The following is a 17,430-nucleotide window of genomic DNA, read 5'->3' as shown; positions in this document are numbered from 1 at the left end:
GCCCTGCCTCTGCCTGAGCCCCGCCCCTCACTCCTCCGTCAGCCTGCCCTGGGCCAGCAGCCCCGACAACATGGCGGAGAGCACATCACCGTGCCTGCCCAGGTCGGCCACCGCCTCCCGGAACCGGACGAGTCGGCGGTGAACCTCCCCGATCCGCCGCTGCTGCGTCGCCGGCGCGCGCAGGACGCGCAGTCGGCGCACGTCGACCCGAGAGGTCGAGGAGGCACGTGTCCCTGCCCGCTGGTCGTTGCCTGGCGCGCTCAGACACGCAGCGAGGAAGAACGGGTCGAGCAGTGCAGGGTCGGTCCGCAGCCGGACGGTGTGGGCACCCAGCAGTCGCGGTCCGGCCGTCTCGACCCAGACGTCGAATCCGCCGGCCGCGGTCACGACCACGACATCGCCGAAGGACGTCAGAACCCCCTGCCCCTCAGCCTCCAACTCGGCGGCCTGCGCCGCGGCAACCCATGGCTCCTCACCCCATACGGCCCACGGGGTGACGACGGGCAGAGAATCCTCGGCATGCGCTCCCTGCCGGATCAGATCGTCAGCGAGAACCTTGCCGGGCGTCACGTCCAGAGCACCGGAACGCTCCAGATCACCCACGAAGGTGTAGCCGAAGTCGTCCGGCACTGCGGCACTCGCCTCGTGTTCGCGAACGGCCTTGGCCGCATCGTCCATGTCCATCAGCGCCTTGTCCCAGCCGGTCCAGGCGCGGCGCAGTTCCACCGGCCCCACGGACCGCTCGGTCACAGTACGGCGAGAGGGTGTCAGCTCGGTCTCGTCGCTGAGCAGTTCCGCGGTCGGCACCCGTGTGACGCCAGGTAGGTCACTGCCACGCAGGGCCGCTACGGTGCGCTCACGCAAACCGTCCCAGTCGACGGCCATGCCGCGACCTGTGAGTGCGGTCGTCCGGCAATCCGCAGCGTCCACGAAGGTTACCTCCTCCGCGGAGTGTTCACGGGGCGTCGCCAGCAGCCACAGATGCAATCCCACCCCATGCGGCGGCGCGCTCCCGGGCGGCAGCGCGACTACGGCTCGCACGGCTCCGGTGCGCACCAACCCCGCCCGAATTCGCCGTCCGGCCCGACGCGAAGCGACACCCGGTGGTAGGACCAGCACTGCTACTCCCCCAGGTTCCAGCACGGACAGACAGTGCTGCACCCACGCCAGCTCAGGCTCGGTCCGTGGTGGCGTGCCATACGTCCAGCGAGGATCGGTCGCCAGTTCGTCGTGGCCCCAGGCACGCTCGTTGGACGGTGGATAGCTCAGAACCACGTCGGCGCGGGAGGCATGCCGCAGGGGGGCATCAAGCAGTGTGTCCCCAGACTGCACGTGTCGCTCACAGCCCGGGAACTCCAGCGCCAACCTGGCTCGGGTCAGGCGAGCCACAGCAGCATCGTTGTCGACACCTGCCAGCGCAGGCGGAGGTACCTGCCCCGACCACCGGCGACCGGACGCAGCCAGGAGCGAACCCATTCCGCACGCAGGGTCCAGCACCCGCCGCACCGGCGCACTGCCGTCACGGAGTTCGGCCGCCAGAGCCACCATGGTGTCCGCCAGTTGGCGGGGACTGACGATCAACTGACGTACGTGGACAGCGTGCCAACGATCCAGCAGCACGGCGAAGGCTTCCTTCGGCGACTGACGAAGGGCCAGCCGCACAACCTCGTCCGCCACCCTCCGGTCGGCAGCACTGAGTTCCGGGGCTCCGCGCGGCGGGTTCATCGCCGGGATCGCCAGGCGCTCCCCCGCCGAGGCCAGTAGATGGGCCATCCCGTCCCGGTCGCCGAGGTCCTCGATCCGCGGCCAGAGACGGTCCCAGCCACTGGAGGACTCGTCGATCTTGCCGTGCCGAAGAAGCCAGGACTCCGCATCCGCCAGGGAGAACAAAGGGCTGGCGTCCGTGCCGCCGACCGGCTCCGGGAAGTCACTGTGCCGCCGCCTCCAGTTGCTCACGGCGGCACGACCGACTCCGGCAAGCCGCGCGATCCCTGCAAGGCTGAGCGTGACCGGTTCATCGTGCTGCTCCATGGTCTCTCGTTTCAGGGATGGTCTAGCTGAAAATGGCGGGCAACGACGCACCTGAGGCACGGTGCAGCCGACGAGCGAAGCCTACGCGTTGACTCTGTCAATGTACTCAGGCCCAGGGGTGTACGAGAGCCGTGCCCAGCAGAGCCGCACGCACCGCTGTCATTCCCGACGCCCAGGTCATTGCGTGGATCCCCGGCTACTCCGCCACCAAGCCTCTGGTGGCCTGGTGCTCCGAGGGCTCACGGAATCCTCGTGCGTTCGTTCCGGCCGTGCGTACGCTGACGGTGCCGAAGGCATGACCCCGTCCCCGGCTTCGGCTGGACGAACGGGGCCCGGCAGCAGCACCCGCTGGCCGACCCTAGCCACCGGGGACAGCCCCGTGGACAGCTTCGCCTCTATCATCGTCACGGCCTTCAAGAACATCATCGCGGTCCCTTTAACCGCCCGTTCAGGAATCGCCACGCACTCCACATGATGCGTCATCGGCAACACGTCGGCCCGCTGCTCACGCGGGCGTCACCGTCCGCCTAGACGCTCCGGTCCATCGGGACTCCAACCCCTGAGAAATGGCTTGAGTTCCTCACGCGTGGGCTCACGGGTGTGCGGCAGTTCAGGAAGCGGGGTCAAGGGGTCGATTGACCTCACGTACTCCCTTGCCCACTCCAACCACAGTCGAGCCGAGCCCAGAGCCGACTCGTCCACAACACCGTTCAACTCGCCGATGCGACGTTCCAATGCCATGCAGTACGCACTGAGGGCAGCGGCCTCTTGCCAGCGCGCGGCCTCTTCCCGCAGCGCCTGGGCAAGCTGTTCACGAACAGCTCGTTCCTTCGCCACATCCATGGCCGCTTGCCAACGAAGTTCGCGTTCTACGTCGGCCTGCTGCCCCTCCTGTCTACGCCGAGCGTCCTCTACCGCCCGCGCCTCGATCTCTCCAAGGATCACGCCCAGGGCTTCTTCGAGCTTCCGGGTCTTCCGATCCCGCCAGCGACCGGGCCGACCAGTCAGGCCATGGACTAGCTCCACGACGAGACGAACGGAGCGCTCCGGATCTTTGGACTCCGGGAACTCCTGTCTGACGGTGACGGTATACGCGAAGCCGTCGACAGCGACGTCCACTCCGCCCTCGCGCGGGTAGCAACACGACCCGGCCTTCCGCACCTCGTATCCTCGCCGGACCGCCTCAGCCGCCAGTCCCTGCAACAGCAGGAGCGACCTACGGCGCAGCGCAGACGGCATGACCAGTCGGCGCTGATCCTCTTTGAGCGCTGTCACCATCGGGTGCAAGTGCCCCAGTCGCGTGGGGACAGGCACCAGACCCCCGTCTTCCTTCGGCCTCTGACTCCGTGCGTTGGGATGCGGTCCCTCCGCGAGGAACAACTCCAGCCCCGGCCCGCCGTACGGGAGCTTCTCGATGCGCTTGCCTTCCGGTTCCAGGCCGTGCCGCTTCGCATAGTTGACGACACGCCGCCACTCCGCGACCGCGTTGTCATCGGGAGCAGTGATCCGGATGCGTCCCTCAGTGATGAGCCGCTTAACCAGTTCCTGCGCCTTGGCACGCCGGGCCAGCGCGACGGGCCCCTCGCTGTAGGGTGCCCCAGGCTTGGCGGACACCGCCGGCTCACTGCCGCCAGCGACCACACAGTCATTGTCGATCATCAGGAACCTACGATCCCGCAAGGCATCTACCGAGCGCCAGTCACCCGACGACAAGGTGCAGCACCCTCGTCGGTAACAGGGCGTTCGTCGAGCTCGCAGTGGCGTACAGAGCTGAAAGGGCGGCCGTCAGCGGTGGGAGCCCTCTGGGACTTTTCTGGGACTTCCGGCCCCATCAACCGGCACGAACGTGAAACAGCTGAAAGGCCATTCGCCCAGGTCAGCCACCATCAGCTACTCATCGCGGCAGGTCACCGCACTCCCTGGTCTCTTCCGGGACATTTGATGCGCGAGTGCCGCCGCGCCCTTTCCCGACCCGCTGAGCCGAGGGTAGGGAAAGGGTGCGGCGGCAACTCTGCGACATTTCAGGGACTTTGGGACCGCGACGGGTGACGAGCCACGCTGCGCTCCTGCGGCGAGCCGGTCCATTTGCCGGGTCCGGAGTGTGCGGTCGGACCGTCGCCGCCGGTTCTGGTGACGAACTTCATGTGAGGGCTGGACCTCGCCGGTCAGGGCGAGTCGGCGGGGGCCGGTGAGAGCCGGTAGGCGCCCTCATGAGTGACGACCCGGCCGGCGGTGGGCGGCGCGAAGTGGGTGCCCAGGACGAGGGTGTCCGTGCCGGCGAGCCGACCGAGCAGCTTGCGGCGCGAGGTCTCGGACCGCTCAGGCTCTATGTCGACGCAGGCGCCGATGGTCGGGTGGGCGAGCTGTACGGGGTGGTGGATGCAGTCACCGGTGATCAGTGCCGTGTCTCCGCGGCTGGTCAGCTCAAGGGCGATGTGGCCGGGGGTGTGCCCGGGGGTGGGGATCAGTCGCAGGCCCGGGACGACTTCGACGCCGTCTGCCGGGACGTCGATGAGGTCGAGCAGCCCCGCGTCCTCCACCGGGATCACGGAGTCGCGGAACATCTGCTCGCGCGCCTCCTCCATGTCGTACCCGGCCCAGAACTCTCGCTCGACGCGCGAGGTGATGTAGCGGGCGTTGGGGAAGGTGGGAACCCACTCTCCGTTCACCTCGCGGGTGTTCCAGCCGACGTGGTCGGCGTGCAGGTGGGTGAGGATCACCAGGTCGACGGAGTCCGGGGGGAAGCCGGCCGCCGTGAGGCGCTGTAGGTAGTCGGTGTTCAGGTTGTGCCAGGCGGGGTTGGCCCGCTCCTTGCCGTTGCCGATGCCGGTGTCCGCCAGGACGCGCAGCCCGCCGACGGTGAACGCGAAGCTGTGGCTGTCGATGCGCAGGACGCCCTCGTCGTCGGCGAAGTGGGGGCGCAACCAATCCTGCCCGGCGACGACGTCCGGGGTGGCGCCGGGCAGCAGCCACGGTCCGGTGGCGGGCGGCAGCAGGACCTCGTCGACGCGGTGAACGGTGACGTCGCCCACGGTCCAGCAGGGGGCGGCGGTCGGGTCGGCGGTCGCGTCGGTGGTCGGTTCGGTGGCCGGGTCGGCGGTCGGTCCCGTGCTCGATGGAGCGCTCATGGTCGGTCGTTCCCTCGGGTCTTGATACGGACGGTTGTCGTGTGCGTTGCGGGCCGCCGTGCGTCTCGACAGGGCGAGTGCTGCCGGGGCTGGGGCGGCGAGCGGGCGTCCCGGTAGCGGGGGTGCAGCGGCGTCGGCGCGCTGATGCCGCACGGAGGGCCCGTGCGGAGGGCCGCCAGGATCGAGGCGTCCAGGGCGAAGGGCGCCTTGCGCTCGGCGGTTCGGCCGTGGGCTCCCGGGTGGCTGGAATGTGACTGTGCGCGGGCGGGGTGACAGCGGGACATGGGATTCCTCAGCGCTAAACGCAATCAGTTTGCTTTAAGTCACGGTAGGTCCTACCGTCGACTAACGCCAACTTTTAGCTTTTGGCCGGTTGCCTCGTCCCTCCGGCCCCGACCGAGGAGAGAGAAGTCCATGTCCTCCGCTGAACTCACCCCGCCGGAAGCCGCCCGCTGGGCCGCCCGTACCGGGCTCCCGCTGCCGGCCGACCGCCACGCCGCGGTCGCGGCCACCGCCAACCACATCCACTCGGTCGTCGCGGTCCTGCGGGAGCTGGACTTCGGGGACACGCCGCCCGCCCCTGCCTACCGCGCCGAACAGGGGACGCACGATGCGGCCGTATGAACTGTCCCTGAGCGCGGCCGCCGACGCGATCCGGGCTCGGCGGCTCTCCCCCGTCGAGCTGGCCGACTCGGTCCTGGAGCGCGTCGAACAGGTGGACCCGCACCTTCGGGCCTATGTCACCGTCACCGCGGAGCGCGCCCGCCGGGCCGCGCGCGAGGCCGAGAACGACATCGCGGCCGGCCGCTACCGCGGTCCGCTGCACGGCATCCCGATGGGTCTCAAGGATGTGATCGACGTCGCCGGCGAGGCGACGTCGGCCGGCTCCCGGGTCCGGGCCGACCACCGCGCGGAGGCCGACAGCACCGTCGCCGCACGCCTGTCGGCGGCCGGAGCCGTCCTGGTCGGCAAGACCCACACCCACGAGTTCGCCTACGGGCTGACCACCCCGCAGACCAACAACGCCTGGGACACCGGCCGGGTCGCCGGCGGCTCCAGCGGCGGATCCTCCGTCGCCGTCGCCGCGGGCACCGCCACCTTCACCCTGGGCACCGACACCGGCGGATCGATCCGGGTGCCCGCCGCGCTGAACGGGGTGGTCGGCTTCAAGCCGACGTACGGCCTCGTCCCCCGGCACGGCGTCACGTCGCTGTCCTGGTCACTGGACCACGTCGGCCCGATCACCCGCACCGTCGAGGACGCGGCCCTGGTCCTGGCGGCCCTGGCAGGACACGACCCCCGCGATCCCGCCTCCCTGACCGCACCCGGCACGGAGTACCGGCCGGTCGCCGGCGCGGACCTGACGGGCCTGCGCGTGGGCGTGCCCCGCACCTACTTCTTCGACCACGTCGATGCCGAGGTGGAAGCCGCCGTACGGCGCGCGATCGACCGGCTTCGGGCCCTCGGCGCACACCTCGTCGACGTCGAGATCCCCATGACCCGCTACATCCGCGCCACTCAGTGGGGCCTGATGGTGCCCGAGGCGACCGCCTACCACGAGACCAGTCTGCGCACGGTCCCCGAGCTGTACCAGGCCGACGTCCGAATCCTCCTAGAGGCCGGCGAACTGATGCCCGCCGGGGACTACCTCCGGGCCCAGCGCGCCCGGACCCTCATGCGGCGGGAATGGGCGCGCCTGTTGCGGGACGTCGACCTGGTCGCCGCCCCCACCGTCCCGGCGACCGCGGTCAAGGCCGGTCAGGAGACGATCACCTGGGCCGACGGCACGGTCGAGGGGGTCTCCGACGCCTACGTGCGCCTTTCGGCCCCTGCCAACATCACCGGATTGCCGTCCCTGTCGGTGCCGGTCGGCCACGACGCGGCGGGGCTGCCGATCGGCATGCAGCTGCTCGGGCGACCGCTCGGAGAGAAGGTGCTCCTGCGAGTCGGCCACGCCTACGAGCAGAGCCAACCGGCCCGCCAGCTCGCACGCGCGGCCTGAACGGGTGCTTCCGGCCCGGCCGAACCGTACCGTCCGGGCCGAAGGCGCCGCTCCTGGCACGGTCTGCGGGAGGTGGCAGTGCGTACACGGCGCGTGGTGGGAAGGTCGTCGCACGAGCGACCGGTTCTTCGTACGGAGACGGACGGTCGCTAGACGCAACGATTTCGCCTTAAGGTGGGTTCCATGAGCAGGCAGATGGTGCGCCCCGGTGGGCGCAGCGCCCGGGTGCAGGCATCGGTCCACGCCGCCGTGCACGAACTCGCCTCGGAAGTGGGCCGGGCCGCCCTGACCGTGCCGCTGGTCGCCCAGCGCGCGGGGGTGACGCCGTCGACGATCTACCGCCGTTGGGGGGACCTGCAGGAGCTGCTGTCGGACGTGGCGGTCATGCGTCTGCGGCCCGATACCGCGCCGGGGGACCACGGCTCCCTGGCATCCGACCTGACGGCCTGGGCCGAGCAGTTCCTCGACGAGATGGCCCATCCCGCCGGTCGCGCGTACATCCGCGACGCCCTGCTCGGCGACCCGGACGGCAGCAACGCCGGCCAGTGCTCGGCCTACGCCGCCGACCAGATCACCTTCATCCTCACCCGAGCAGCTGAACGTGGGGAGAGGACGCCCGATGTCGAGACGGTCGTCGACCGCGTCGTCGCGCCCATGATGTACCGCATCCTCTTCCGTCCGGACGGACTCGACGCCGCGTACGCGCGCCGACTCGTGGCGGAGCTTCTCGACCCGAGCGACCCGAGCGACCCGAACGGCCAGAACGGCCCGCGCGACCCGAGCGACCCGAGCGGCCCGACCGGCCCCTGACCGCCGGACCGCCGCACCGCCGCACCGCCGGACCGCGAAGGACGACGACGGGCCGCCGATCAGCGGATCTCGTTGTCGGGGTGCTCGCTGTCGTAGGTCTCACGGGCGCGGGCGATGTGGCCCCGGTGTTCGAGTGACCAGTCGGCGAGGGCCTTGACCAGGTGTGTCAGGCTCGCGCCCGTTTCGGTGAGCCGGTAGTCGACCTGGGCCGGCACGGTCGGATAGACGGTCCGCAGGACCAGGCCGTCCCGCTCCAGCCGGCGCACCGTGAGGGTCAGCATGCGCTGGGAGATCCCGTCGATGGCGCGCTGCACCTGCCGGAATCGTCGCGGGCCGTTGGCGAGCTCGACGATGACGAGGACCGACCACTTGTCACCGACCCGGTCGAGGACGTCGCGGATCCCGCAGTCGGGGTGGTCCCGCTGCCCGCAGGGTTCGAGTTCAGCGGTTACCTCGGTGTGCCTCACTGACACGAAACTGCCTCCTTGTGGGGCGATCGGGGCCGGTTGAAGATCGCACCGTAGTCACTGAAGAGAACCACGGTAGGAGACAGAGCCACCATGATCATGGTCACCGGCGCGAACGGGCAGCTCGCCTCTCTCACGCTCCAGGAGTTGGCTGAGCGCAACGTGCCCGCGCTGGGCGGCACGCGATCGCCCGCACCAGGGCAGCGGCGACTCGACTTCGACGACCCCGCGAGCCTCGACCTCACCGGCGTCTCCACGCTGGTCCTGGTCTCGGCGGGGTACGCCGAGGACGACCAGGTCGTCACCCGGCACCGGGCGGCGCTGGACGCCGCGGTGCGCGACGGCGTGCGCCACGTGGTGTACACCAGCCTGGCCGGCGACGGTGACCACCTCGGCTTCGCCCTCGCCCATCGGGCCACCGAGCGGTTGGTCACGTCCAGTGGACTCGCGTGGACGGTCCTGCGCAACGGGCTCTACGCCGAACTCTTCGGGGCGCTCCTGACCTGGACCGCTGACGGCGTCGAATCGGCGTTCGGCGACGGAGCGCTCGCCGCCGTGGCGCGGGCGGACCTGGCCGCGGCGGCAGCCGTCGTGGCCGGCGATCCGACCGCGCATGCCGGCGAGACCTATGAACTGGTCGGCGAACCGATCACCGCCGTCGGCATCGCCGAATCCCTCGGAGTCGCGCACCGGACCATGGGGCTCGGGGAGTACCGGGCCCGGCTCCTCGCCGACGACACGCTGCTGCCGTTCCAGCCGTCGATGCTCGTCTCGATCGCGACCAGCGTCCGCCACGGGTTCCTCGGTGCCACCAGCCCCGACCTCGCCCGACTGCTCGGCCGACCGCTCACCGACCCCCTCGCCGTCGCGACGGACACCGCGGCCGCGATGCGCCGGTCCTTCGCCTCGGCGTGAGTCACCTGTGGAGCATCCACCACGCCCGACACCCGCGTCGAACCCCTCCTCGAAGTACGCGCCGGGCGAAAGATCACGCCGCTCAGCTGTCTTCGCCCCACAGTGGTGACCATGCTGAACCGCGTAGCCGTCCTGTCCGACATCCACGGAGTCCTGCCGGCCCTGGAGGCGGTACTCGCCGAACCAGACGTCAGCGACGCCGATCGCATCGTGCTCACCGGCGACATCACCGCCGGCCCGCAACCGGCCCAGGTTCTCGACCTGTTGACGAGTCTCGGCGACCGCGTCAGCTGGATCAGCGGCAACGCCGACCGCGAACTCCTCGAATACCGCCGGGGACACCGCGGAACGATCCCCGATCCGATCGCCCCCTGGGCAGCCGAACAGCTCCGCGACGACCACCTCGACCTTCTCGACTCGCTCCCACGATCGCTCTCGCTGTCCGTGGACGGCCTGGGGAAGGTGCTGTTCTGCCATGCCACCCCTCGCGACGACGAGGAGGTCGTCCTGGTCGACTCCCGCCTCGACCGCTGGCGGGAGGTCTTCGACGGACTCGACGCCGACCTGCGCACCGTGGTCTGCGGCCACACCCACATGCCGTTCGTCCGCCTCGCCCACGGCCGACTCGTGATCAACCCCGGCAGCATCGGCATGCCCTACGGACGGACCGGGGCACACTGGGCCCTCCTGGGTCCGGGCGTCGAACTCCGCACCACACACTTCGACCTCCACGCCGCGGCCACCAGGCTCCGCCAGGACTCGACCTACCCGGACATCGCCGCGTGGGCCGACTACTTCCTGCACGCCCGCGCGACCGACGCCGACGCCCTCGCGGCCTTCGCCCCACGGGACGGACGCGACCACAGCCCCTGACACCCGCTTCAGCCGCGTCGCCGGCGGGACCGCGCGAGGCGGACGCGAGTCGTCCGACCGAGGTCCGGCCGGGCGGTTGCCGGGTCGCTCTCGCTGTCGGGTGCGCCGCTGTCCGCCCGCTCCGCGCGGGTACGGGGCGAGCGGGCCAGGGCGAGCCCCAGCAGCGTCAGCGCCTGGCAGACGACGACGAACCCGACGACCGGCCAGGGGCCGTCGGCGACGGCGACGAGGGTGGCTGACCCGTCGAGTCGAACCTGTCTGTGGATCTTGGCTGAGCTGCTGGATTGCCAGGTCGCATGAGAACACTCGGCTCGGGATTCGCGGTGCATCTGGCTTCTGGGGAATCCCGCGTGGGCTGCGCGTCGACCGCCCAGGTCAGAGACGAAGCCGGCCATCGCCGAAGGGCTCCGGCATCAAGGGCACAGCGACCGTTGAGCCGTGCCCAGGGTTACCTCGATGTCGTCGCTCCAGGAGCAGACCTCCAACCACGCCAGGTAGCCTCCCTGCGCGAAGACCAGGATCTCGCCGGGACACTCTCCGTCTTCCGTGAGGATCGGGGCCTCGGCCGCCACCACAGCGCCGGCCGAAGTGCCCCTGTACGAACCGCCGGCGGCCAACCGCTACGCAGTGAGAATCCGCCAGTCGCTGCGACAGGAAGTTCACTGCGATCGACGCTTGATCAGTCTCACGGGACATGACGGCTCCTCAGTACGAGGGGCAGACTGCCTCGATGACCTCAGACACGGCTCCCCCTGGCCGGCAAGAGCCACTCCGGGCCGACGCTTCCCTGTATCCAGATCTGGCGTCCGCCGGCAGCTTCGCCGGAGCGCTGGAGACCGTGGCTGCTGAGCTGGGTCTCTCCCTGGGCGGGATTCTCGTAGATGGTTCGGACCCGTACCGGTCAGCAGGTGTCGAGAACACGGTGGCTGATCGTGACGTGTGCTGGATCAGCCTGGGGTCTGTGGAGCGGTGGTTCTTCTTCAGCGGTTGGTCCAGGGGAGTGCAGTTGGTCTCTGGTGCGACTCAGGACTTGGGCGAGATGGCGCGAGCCCTGGAGGCATGGCGGAACGGCCTGAGGCTCAAGGAGATCCGCGAGGTGAGCCCATTCGTCGAGGTCACCGAACTGGCCGAAGCCCATGAAAAGGGTCCGGCCGAGGCAGTCGCAGTGAAGTGGCGCTTGCTCCTTGAGGACCTGCGCCAGGAGTCGGAGCGCCTGGAGCTCGCCCGACGGACGCTGAAGGTTGCCGAGCTTGCCCATGCCGAACCACAGCTGCGCCGGCTGCTTCCTCTCACCAGCCACTGGTCGCTTCATTTCTCGACCTGCACTGGGTTCCCGTACTCATGGGACGTGCCGTTCATCGACCCGATGAGCGACGGACGATATCGAGTCTGCGGCCCCTCACGAGGAACCGTGATCGGTGAGACGGAGACCGCTGAGCACGCGATCACTTTGGTGATAGCGGGGCTTCCGGCGAACTGCGGACCAGCAGTCGCCGGCACCGCCGGCGATCAACAACTTTTTTAGCTCCTCCTCCACCGGTGCGATCTCACGACGGCCGCGCTGCGATCTGCCGACGGGCAGAGTTCCAGACATCCTCAAACCCGTCAGAGGCCAGCTGCTCCGGATCACGACCTGCCCACTCGAAGACGGCTGTTCGGCTGTGATCCCGGACCTGCTGTCGTACTCGTCGAGGCCGTCCGCGTCGAGCGGGGCGATCCCATGTCGCCGCTGCGCTGGACGGTGAAGTCGCCCAGGAGCGTGAGGCAAGAAGGAACTCGTGGGCGACTACAAGAACGCGGGGCAGCAGTGGCGGCCTGCCGGTGAACCGGTGCTGGTCAACACGCACGATTTCCTGGACCGGCAGGGACCGGGCAAGGCGGTCCCGTACGGGAACTACGACATCGCCGCGAACACCGGGTAGATCGGTGTCGGCACGGATCAGGACACCGCCGCGTTCGCTGTTGCCTCGATCCGCCGCTGGTGGCAGGCCCGCGGCCGGCATGGCTACCCGGCCGCCACCCGTCTGGTGAAGTAGCCCGCCCTGCAACTCAGGTGATGACCGGGCTGCGGCGTTCGATCAGGACCACGTCGCGCCACTGGCCGTTGTGCTGACCGATTCGCTCGCGGGTCCCGATCACCCGGAAGCCGGCCCGCTGATGCAAGGCGAGGCTGATGGTGTTCTCGGGGAAGACGCCGGACTGGATCGTCCAGGTGCCCGCGGCCTCGGTGGAGGCGACGAGAGCGGTCAACAGGGCCAGGCCGGTACCGCGGCCGCGGGCCTCGGGGTGGACGTAGACGGAGTGCTCGACGACGCCGGCGTACGCGCACCGGTCTGAGACGGGCACCACGGCGGCCCAGCCCAGCACCCGGCCGTCGTCGAGCGCGACCAGGCGGTGGTCGGGCAGCTTGGAGCTGTCGAACGCCTCCCAGGTCGGGGCGGTGGTCTCGAAGGTGGCGTCGCCCTCGTCGATGCCGAGCTGATAGATCGCCAGGACCTGCCCGGCATGCTCCGGCCCCATGGGCGCGATGCGCACGCCGGTGTCGGTGGCCGTCATGCCGCAGGCTCAATGCCGAGTTCGGCGAGCAGGCCGCGGATGCGCTGCTCGATCTCGTCGCGGATCGGCCGGACGGCCGCGACGCCCTGCCCGGCCGGATCTTCCAGTTGCCAGTCCAGGTAGCGCTTGCCGGGGAAGTAGGGGCAGGCGTCGCCGCAGCCCATGGTGATCACCACGTCGGAGGCCTGCACCGCCTCGGTGGTGAGGACCTTTGGGGTCTCGGCAGAGATGTCGACGCCGACCTCGGCCAAGGCCTCCACGACGGCGGGGTTCACCGTGTCAGCGGGGGCGGAGCCGGCCGAGCGGACCTGGACGCGGGGACCGCCAAGGTGGGTGAGGAACGCGGCGGCCATCTGGGAGCGGCCGGCGTTGTGCACGCAGACGAACAGCACGGACGGGGTGGTGGAGGTGCTCATCAGGCCAGGGCGCTTTCTTCGGTGGAACGGGCGGTGGGCCGCTGCCCGGCGTGGGGGACGACCACCGCGTCTTCACCCGCGCCGACCGGGCGGCCGAAGCAGACGGCGACCAGGCAGAGACCGGCGGCGGCGCCGATCAGCTGGGCGGTGAGGAAGGGCAGCACGGAGGTGGGGGCGATGCCGGCGAAGGTGTCGGTGAACGCCCGGCCGATCGTGACGGCGGGGTTGGCGAAGGAGGTGGAGGAGGTGAACCAGTACGCGGCGCCGATGTAGGCGGCGACCAGCAGGGGCGCGAGGTGCGCGCGGCCGGCGCGGGCGAGGCCGAGGATGAGCCAGACGAGTCCGGCGGTGGCCACGACCTCCGCCAGCCACAGCTGCCCGGCCCACCGCTCGTGCGTGGAGAAGGCGACCAGAGGCTTGCCGAACATGGCGTCGGCCAGCACCGCCCCGCCGATCGCCCCGGCGACCTGCGCAGGCAGGTACGCGGCGACGTCGCGCAGGCCAGGGCCGTCGCCGTCACGCCGGCCGGTGAACCAGGCGGCCAAGGTGACCGCGGGGTTGAAGTGCGCCCCGGAGACCGGGCCCAGGAACGCGATGAGCACGCCCAGGCCGAAGACCGTGGCGAGCGAGTTGGCCAGCAGTTGCGTCCCGACGTCGTGGGTCAGTTCGGTGGCCTGGATCCCGGACCCGACCACCACGGCGACCAGTGCGGCTGTCCCCAGCCCTTCGACGGCGGCCCGTCGTATCAGCGGCGCGGGCGCGCTCACGCGGAGGCCTTCGCGGCTGTGGCGGGGATCTCCAGTAGGGCGGACAGCTTCGCCAGGGCCTCCGGAAGCACCCAGTAATACACCCAGGTGCCGCGTCGCTCGGAGCCGACCAGCCCGGCCTCGCGCAGCACCTTCAGGTGGTGGGAGATCGTCGGCTGGGACACGTCGAAGGGGCCGATGAGGTCGCACACGCACGCCTCGCCGCCCTCGTGGGAGGCGATCAGCGACAGCAGCCGCAGCCGGATCGGGTCCGACAGGGCCTTGAACATCCGCGACAGCTCTGCGGCGGCTTCCTCGCCGAGCGGCTCGCGGACCATCGGCGCGCAGCATGCCGCGTCGTCCTGTCCCCGCACCGACAGACCAGCTTGTTTCGACATTCCTCAATATTGACAGCCGTCAATTCCGACGGCAAGGTCGACTGTATCGACAGCAGTCGAAACAAGCCGTTGGGAGACCGTCATGTCCCGAGTCCAGCTCGCCCTGCGCGTCGCCGACTTGGAAGGCTCGATCGCCTTCTACTCCAAGCTCTTCGGCACCGGGCCTGCCAAGCGGCGCGAGGGCTACGCCAACTTCGCCGTCACCGAGCCGCCGCTCAAGCTCGTCCTCATCGAGGGCGAGGCCGGCGAGGGAACCCGCCTGGACCACCTCGGTGTCGAGGTGGCCGGCACCGAGGACGTCACCGCCGCCACGACCCGGCTGAAGGACGCGGGCCTGGCCACGTTCGAGGAGGACGACACCTCCTGCTGCTACGCGTTGCAGGACAAGGTCTGGGTGACCGGACCGGGCAAGGAGCCGTGGGAGGTGTACGTGGTCAAGGCCGATGCCGACACCCTGGGCAAGAGCGCCGAAGGCGCCCCGGACGCCTGCTGCGGCACCACCGCGTGCTGCACTCCCGAGGAGCAGGCCCTCGACTCCGCGCAGACCCCGGCCGCGGCGAAGTCGGCCGCCGGGTGTGCCTGCGGCAGCTGACCGGCTACCTGGCGGGCGGCGTCTTCGCCGGCAGCACGCGCACGACCGCATGACGGTCGGCGAGCCGCCGACGCAGGTGACTGTGCTCTGCCGTGGCCTGGATGTGAAACAAGCGAAAGGTGATCTGCGCGGTTCAACGTCGCGAATCCTCCCAGCGTGCCAGGTCACAGGGCCACCCGTTGCCTTCCGGGGCATCCAATACGCGGATGCCGCCGCCCACGGACCGGTCCCCGCACCCCGCTCAACGCTCAGTGCGTCAGATCCACCACGGCCGCGCAGTGCGGATCGTCGCCCGGATCCGCGTACAACTCCCGTTCCTGTGACCGGGAGAACACCTCCGCGATCACGGCAGGCCCCGCCTCCGCCAGTCGGACGTCGCAGGCCACCACCTCGGGCTCGTCCCGATGGCGCACGTACAGCCGCATCCTCCCCTCGCGCAGGTACAGGAACCCGACCAGCAGGGACTCGGCTTCCGCCCGCTCCTCGTCACCGGGTTCCGGGCGGTTCAGCGTGGTCAGCAACGTGTGGGCCCGGTCCTCAGGCAGTTCCTCCACGGGGACGGCGTCCGGGAGCCGGACCAGCGGTGCGCCGAGGACCTGGTCCACCTGGGCCGCCGAGCGGACCCGCACCTCGCCCGCCTCCTGCCGCCGCCGTACCCGGCCGACCATCTCCCACGGGAGGATCGGCTCGTCCCGCCGGAAGAGCGGGATCTCGTAGAGGACGAGGAGGTCGTCTCCAGGTCTTGTTCCAGTGGGGGCTGTCGGCGGAGCCGGCACGACGGCGGGACCGGAGGCGTCGCCTACCGCCCCGCGAACCCGAGGAACGCCGTCCAGGCGGCGGCGGTGACGGGTATCGCGGGACGGTTCGGGTCCTTGGAGTCACGCACACGGACGGCTTGGAGGCAGTCGGCGACCTCGACACACTCGCCGCCCGCTCCACCGCTGTAGCTGCTCCTGCGCCAGGACAGTCCGCTCGCCGTACCCGAAGTCTCGTTCACGTCTACACCTCTCGAAGCAGCTTCTCGATGAAGTCCAGCGACTCACGCGGGGAGAGAGCCTGCGCGCGGATGATGCCGTAGCGCGACGCGATGCCCTGAACTTCCCGCCGATCGCTGACCATTGTGCTGCGTCCCTGCGCTTCCAGGTAGGCCACTTGATCGCCTCCGGAGCGGTACAGCACAGTGAACGGCCCGTCCACGCCCGCGTTGTCCTCACGGTCGAGCGGCATGATCTGGATCTCGACGTGCCGCAAGGCGCCGACCAGCATCAACTGTTCCAGTTGGCCCCGCATGACCGGCCAACCGCCCAGCGGCCGCCGCACCACAGCCTCGTCGATCACGAAGCTGATCAGAGGCGGGGGCCTTCGATCGAGGATGTCCTGTCGCGCGCGGCGGGCCAACACCCGCTGCTCGACGGTCTCTTCGTCCAGCATGGGGCGCCACATCCCGAACACCGCCCGCATGTACTCCTCCGTCTGAAGCAGTCCGGGCACCGCCTGTGTCGCGTACACCCACAGTTCCACCGCCTCCCCCTCCAACATGGCCGCGTCCCGGAAGAACGCCGGATACTGTGCCCTCGCCACCTCCTCCTTCATCTCCTGGAGGACCCCGCCCGCGTCCAGCACCTCGTCCGCCCGGTCGATGAACTTCGGTGGCGGGACCCGGCGACCCTGCTCGTACGCCGCGATCGTCGACACCGAATACCCCGTCAGCGAACCGAACTCGGGCCGCTCCAACCCCGCCCGCACCCGGAACCTCTTCAACTGCCGTCCGAAGACCCGCAGTACGCCCGAGCCCGGCTCCGGCTCGGGCTGCCGTTCGTCACCGCCGGCCGCCCCCTCGTGGACCAGCTCCGTCGGTTCACTCATCGCCGTACCACCTCCCCCGGCCAACGCGCCCACGCGTCACCCGTCACGCTCCGTCCCGCCTACACCCGCGCGCATCCCGCCGACAGCTACGCTCCGTGTGCGCGTCGTGTCTGGTCACGCTAGGGCGGCGCGGGCAGCTTGAGCCACATGAACAGCCGAATCTCCACCCAGGGGGTGGACGCCGTCCCCCGGCCTCCGCGCGAGTTCGCGATGGCCTTCGTCTCCTCGACCCGTGGCGCGCGCCTGGCCCGGCGGATGGTCGGTCATCGGCTCCACGCGTGGGGCCACCCGTACCGGGGCGAGGTCAACCACACCGTCACGCTCATCGCGGCCGAGCTGGCCGCCAACGCCGTACGCCATGGGCATGTCCGTGGGCGGGACTTCCACGTCCGGCTCGTCGAGGACGCCGAGACCCTGCGGATCGAGGTCACCGACACCCGGACGGAACGGCTTCCGTCGCCGTCAGGTCAGGAACCGCCCGGCGACGCCGAGTCCGGGCGTGGTCTGCTGATCGTGGCCGCCCTGGCGACCCGCTGGGGCGTCGCGCTCCGCGTGGACGCACCGGGCAAGACGGTCTGGGCGGAACTGGGTCCGGCCTAGGGAATCGGGCGGGCAGGTCGCGGTCCGTCC

General features: G+C 70.1%; 20 protein-coding genes and 1 pseudogene. 9 read left to right on the top strand and 12 right to left on the bottom strand.

Features of this window, described 5'->3' with window-relative positions:
• Window positions 1–27: 27 nt before the first annotated feature.
• The 3 genes from DDJ31_RS29000 to DDJ31_RS28990 all read right to left on the bottom strand — a co-directional run bounded on the left by DDJ31_RS29000 (window position 28) and on the right by DDJ31_RS28990 (window position 5,159).
• Complete coding sequence (locus DDJ31_RS29000; RefSeq protein ID WP_127177441.1) at window positions 28–2,031, bottom strand: N-6 DNA methylase; 2,004 nt, start codon at window positions 2,029–2,031, stop codon at window positions 28–30.
• A 516-nt stretch (window positions 2,032–2,547) separates the two neighbouring features.
• Window positions 2,548–3,690: a hypothetical protein gene (locus tag DDJ31_RS28995; RefSeq protein WP_240678048.1), complete on the bottom strand. Its 1,143-nt coding sequence runs from the start codon at window positions 3,688–3,690 to the stop codon at window positions 2,548–2,550.
• Between the two features lie 506 nt (window positions 3,691–4,196).
• Entirely contained in the window at window positions 4,197–5,159 is a 963-nt protein-coding gene (locus tag DDJ31_RS28990) for an MBL fold metallo-hydrolase (protein WP_127177442.1), read from the bottom strand.
• Between the two features lie 414 nt (window positions 5,160–5,573).
• Here DDJ31_RS28990 and DDJ31_RS28985 point away from each other — a divergent pair, with 414 nt between their 5' ends.
• The 3 genes from DDJ31_RS28985 (at window position 5,574) to DDJ31_RS28975 (ending at window position 7,971) form a co-directional block, all read left to right on the top strand.
• The gene (locus tag DDJ31_RS28985) at window positions 5,574–5,783 is read left to right on the top strand and encodes a hypothetical protein (protein WP_127177443.1); all 210 of its coding nucleotides are present in this window, start codon (window positions 5,574–5,576) and stop codon (window positions 5,781–5,783) included.
• Window positions 5,770–7,161 carry an amidase gene (locus tag DDJ31_RS28980; protein WP_127177444.1) on the top strand — a complete coding sequence of 464 codons (1,392 nt, stop codon included), beginning with the start codon at window positions 5,770–5,772 and terminating at the stop codon, window positions 7,159–7,161. The genes DDJ31_RS28985 and DDJ31_RS28980 overlap by 14 nt, the downstream gene beginning before the upstream one ends.
• 183 nt (window positions 7,162–7,344) lie before the next feature.
• Window positions 7,345–7,971, top strand: a complete 627-nt coding sequence (locus DDJ31_RS28975) for a TetR/AcrR family transcriptional regulator (RefSeq protein WP_127177445.1) — start codon at window positions 7,345–7,347, stop codon at window positions 7,969–7,971.
• 59 nt (window positions 7,972–8,030) lie between these two features.
• Here the strand turns inward: DDJ31_RS28975 and DDJ31_RS28970 are convergent, their stop codons facing one another.
• Window positions 8,031–8,444 carry a winged helix-turn-helix transcriptional regulator gene (locus DDJ31_RS28970; protein ID WP_127177446.1) on the bottom strand — a complete coding sequence of 138 codons (414 nt, stop codon included), beginning with the start codon at window positions 8,442–8,444 and terminating at the stop codon, window positions 8,031–8,033.
• 87 nt (window positions 8,445–8,531) lie between these two features.
• On the opposite strand from DDJ31_RS28970, the gene DDJ31_RS28965 reads away from it, so the two are divergent.
• Both DDJ31_RS28965 and DDJ31_RS28960 read left to right on the top strand, forming a co-directional pair.
• Window positions 8,532–9,353, top strand: coding sequence for an NAD(P)H-binding protein (locus DDJ31_RS28965; RefSeq protein WP_127177447.1), 822 nt, complete (start codon window positions 8,532–8,534; stop codon window positions 9,351–9,353).
• A 111-nt stretch (window positions 9,354–9,464) separates the two neighbouring features.
• On the top strand, window positions 9,465–10,226 hold the full coding sequence (locus DDJ31_RS28960; RefSeq protein ID WP_127177448.1) for a metallophosphoesterase family protein: 762 nt from the start codon (window positions 9,465–9,467) through the stop codon (window positions 10,224–10,226).
• A gap of 8 nt (window positions 10,227–10,234) precedes the next feature.
• Here the strand turns inward: DDJ31_RS28960 and DDJ31_RS28955 are convergent, their stop codons facing one another.
• Entirely contained in the window at window positions 10,235–10,555 is a 321-nt protein-coding gene (locus DDJ31_RS28955; RefSeq protein ID WP_127177449.1) for a hypothetical protein, read from the bottom strand.
• Window positions 10,556–10,956: 401 nt separating this feature from the next.
• On the opposite strand from DDJ31_RS28955, the gene DDJ31_RS28950 reads away from it, so the two are divergent.
• The gene (locus DDJ31_RS28950) at window positions 10,957–11,751 is read left to right on the top strand and encodes a DUF6193 family natural product biosynthesis protein (protein ID WP_240678049.1); all 795 of its coding nucleotides are present in this window, start codon (window positions 10,957–10,959) and stop codon (window positions 11,749–11,751) included.
• A 241-nt stretch (window positions 11,752–11,992) separates the two neighbouring features.
• Window positions 11,993–12,256, top strand: a pseudogene (locus DDJ31_RS28945) (ISAzo13-like element transposase-related protein); the annotation flags it as partial.
• Between the two features lie 19 nt (window positions 12,257–12,275).
• Here DDJ31_RS28945 and DDJ31_RS28940 read toward each other — a convergent pair.
• Genes DDJ31_RS28940 through DDJ31_RS28925 form a run of 4 tightly spaced genes read right to left on the bottom strand, consistent with a single transcriptional unit; the run spans window position 12,276 to window position 14,342 of the window.
• Window positions 12,276–12,782: a GNAT family N-acetyltransferase gene (locus DDJ31_RS28940; protein WP_127177451.1), complete on the bottom strand. Its 507-nt coding sequence runs from the start codon at window positions 12,780–12,782 to the stop codon at window positions 12,276–12,278.
• The gene (locus DDJ31_RS28935; RefSeq protein ID WP_127177452.1) at window positions 12,779–13,198 is read right to left on the bottom strand and encodes an arsenate reductase ArsC; all 420 of its coding nucleotides are present in this window, start codon (window positions 13,196–13,198) and stop codon (window positions 12,779–12,781) included. The genes DDJ31_RS28940 and DDJ31_RS28935 overlap by 4 nt, the downstream gene beginning before the upstream one ends.
• Window positions 13,198–13,965: an aquaporin gene (locus tag DDJ31_RS28930; RefSeq protein ID WP_171480919.1), complete on the bottom strand. Its 768-nt coding sequence runs from the start codon at window positions 13,963–13,965 to the stop codon at window positions 13,198–13,200. The genes DDJ31_RS28935 and DDJ31_RS28930 overlap by 1 nt, the downstream gene beginning before the upstream one ends.
• The gene (locus DDJ31_RS28925) at window positions 13,962–14,342 is read right to left on the bottom strand and encodes an ArsR/SmtB family transcription factor (RefSeq protein WP_127177453.1); all 381 of its coding nucleotides are present in this window, start codon (window positions 14,340–14,342) and stop codon (window positions 13,962–13,964) included. The genes DDJ31_RS28930 and DDJ31_RS28925 overlap by 4 nt, the downstream gene beginning before the upstream one ends.
• Window positions 14,343–14,424: 82 nt before the next feature.
• Between DDJ31_RS28925 and DDJ31_RS28920 the strand changes: the two genes are divergently transcribed.
• A complete protein-coding gene (locus tag DDJ31_RS28920) occupies window positions 14,425–14,934 on the top strand; it encodes an ArsI/CadI family heavy metal resistance metalloenzyme (RefSeq protein ID WP_127177454.1) in 510 nt (169 codons plus the stop codon).
• 248 nt (window positions 14,935–15,182) lie between these two features.
• Here DDJ31_RS28920 and DDJ31_RS28915 read toward each other — a convergent pair whose 3' ends face one another.
• From DDJ31_RS28915 to DDJ31_RS28905, 3 genes are read right to left on the bottom strand one after another with little or no spacing between them, the layout of a single operon-like run.
• Window positions 15,183–15,710: a hypothetical protein gene (locus DDJ31_RS28915; protein ID WP_127177455.1), complete on the bottom strand. Its 528-nt coding sequence runs from the start codon at window positions 15,708–15,710 to the stop codon at window positions 15,183–15,185.
• Window positions 15,711–15,733: 23 nt separating this feature from the next.
• Window positions 15,734–15,931 carry a DUF397 domain-containing protein gene (locus tag DDJ31_RS28910; protein WP_127177456.1) on the bottom strand — a complete coding sequence of 66 codons (198 nt, stop codon included), beginning with the start codon at window positions 15,929–15,931 and terminating at the stop codon, window positions 15,734–15,736.
• A 2-nt stretch (window positions 15,932–15,933) separates the two neighbouring features.
• Window positions 15,934–16,800 (bottom strand): helix-turn-helix domain-containing protein, encoded by an 867-nt coding sequence (locus DDJ31_RS28905; RefSeq protein WP_127177457.1) that lies wholly within the window; start codon window positions 16,798–16,800, stop codon window positions 15,934–15,936.
• A gap of 147 nt (window positions 16,801–16,947) precedes the next feature.
• On the opposite strand from DDJ31_RS28905, the gene DDJ31_RS28900 reads away from it, so the two are divergent.
• The gene (locus DDJ31_RS28900) at window positions 16,948–17,400 is read left to right on the top strand and encodes an ATP-binding protein (RefSeq protein WP_240678050.1); all 453 of its coding nucleotides are present in this window, start codon (window positions 16,948–16,950) and stop codon (window positions 17,398–17,400) included.
• The last annotated feature ends 30 nt before the right edge of the window (window positions 17,401–17,430 follow it).

The sequence above is a fragment of the Streptomyces griseoviridis genome, assembly GCF_005222485.1.
GTDB lineage: Bacteria > Actinomycetota > Actinomycetes > Streptomycetales > Streptomycetaceae > Streptomyces > Streptomyces hintoniae.
This window is presented reverse-complemented; position numbering and strand designations above follow the sequence as displayed.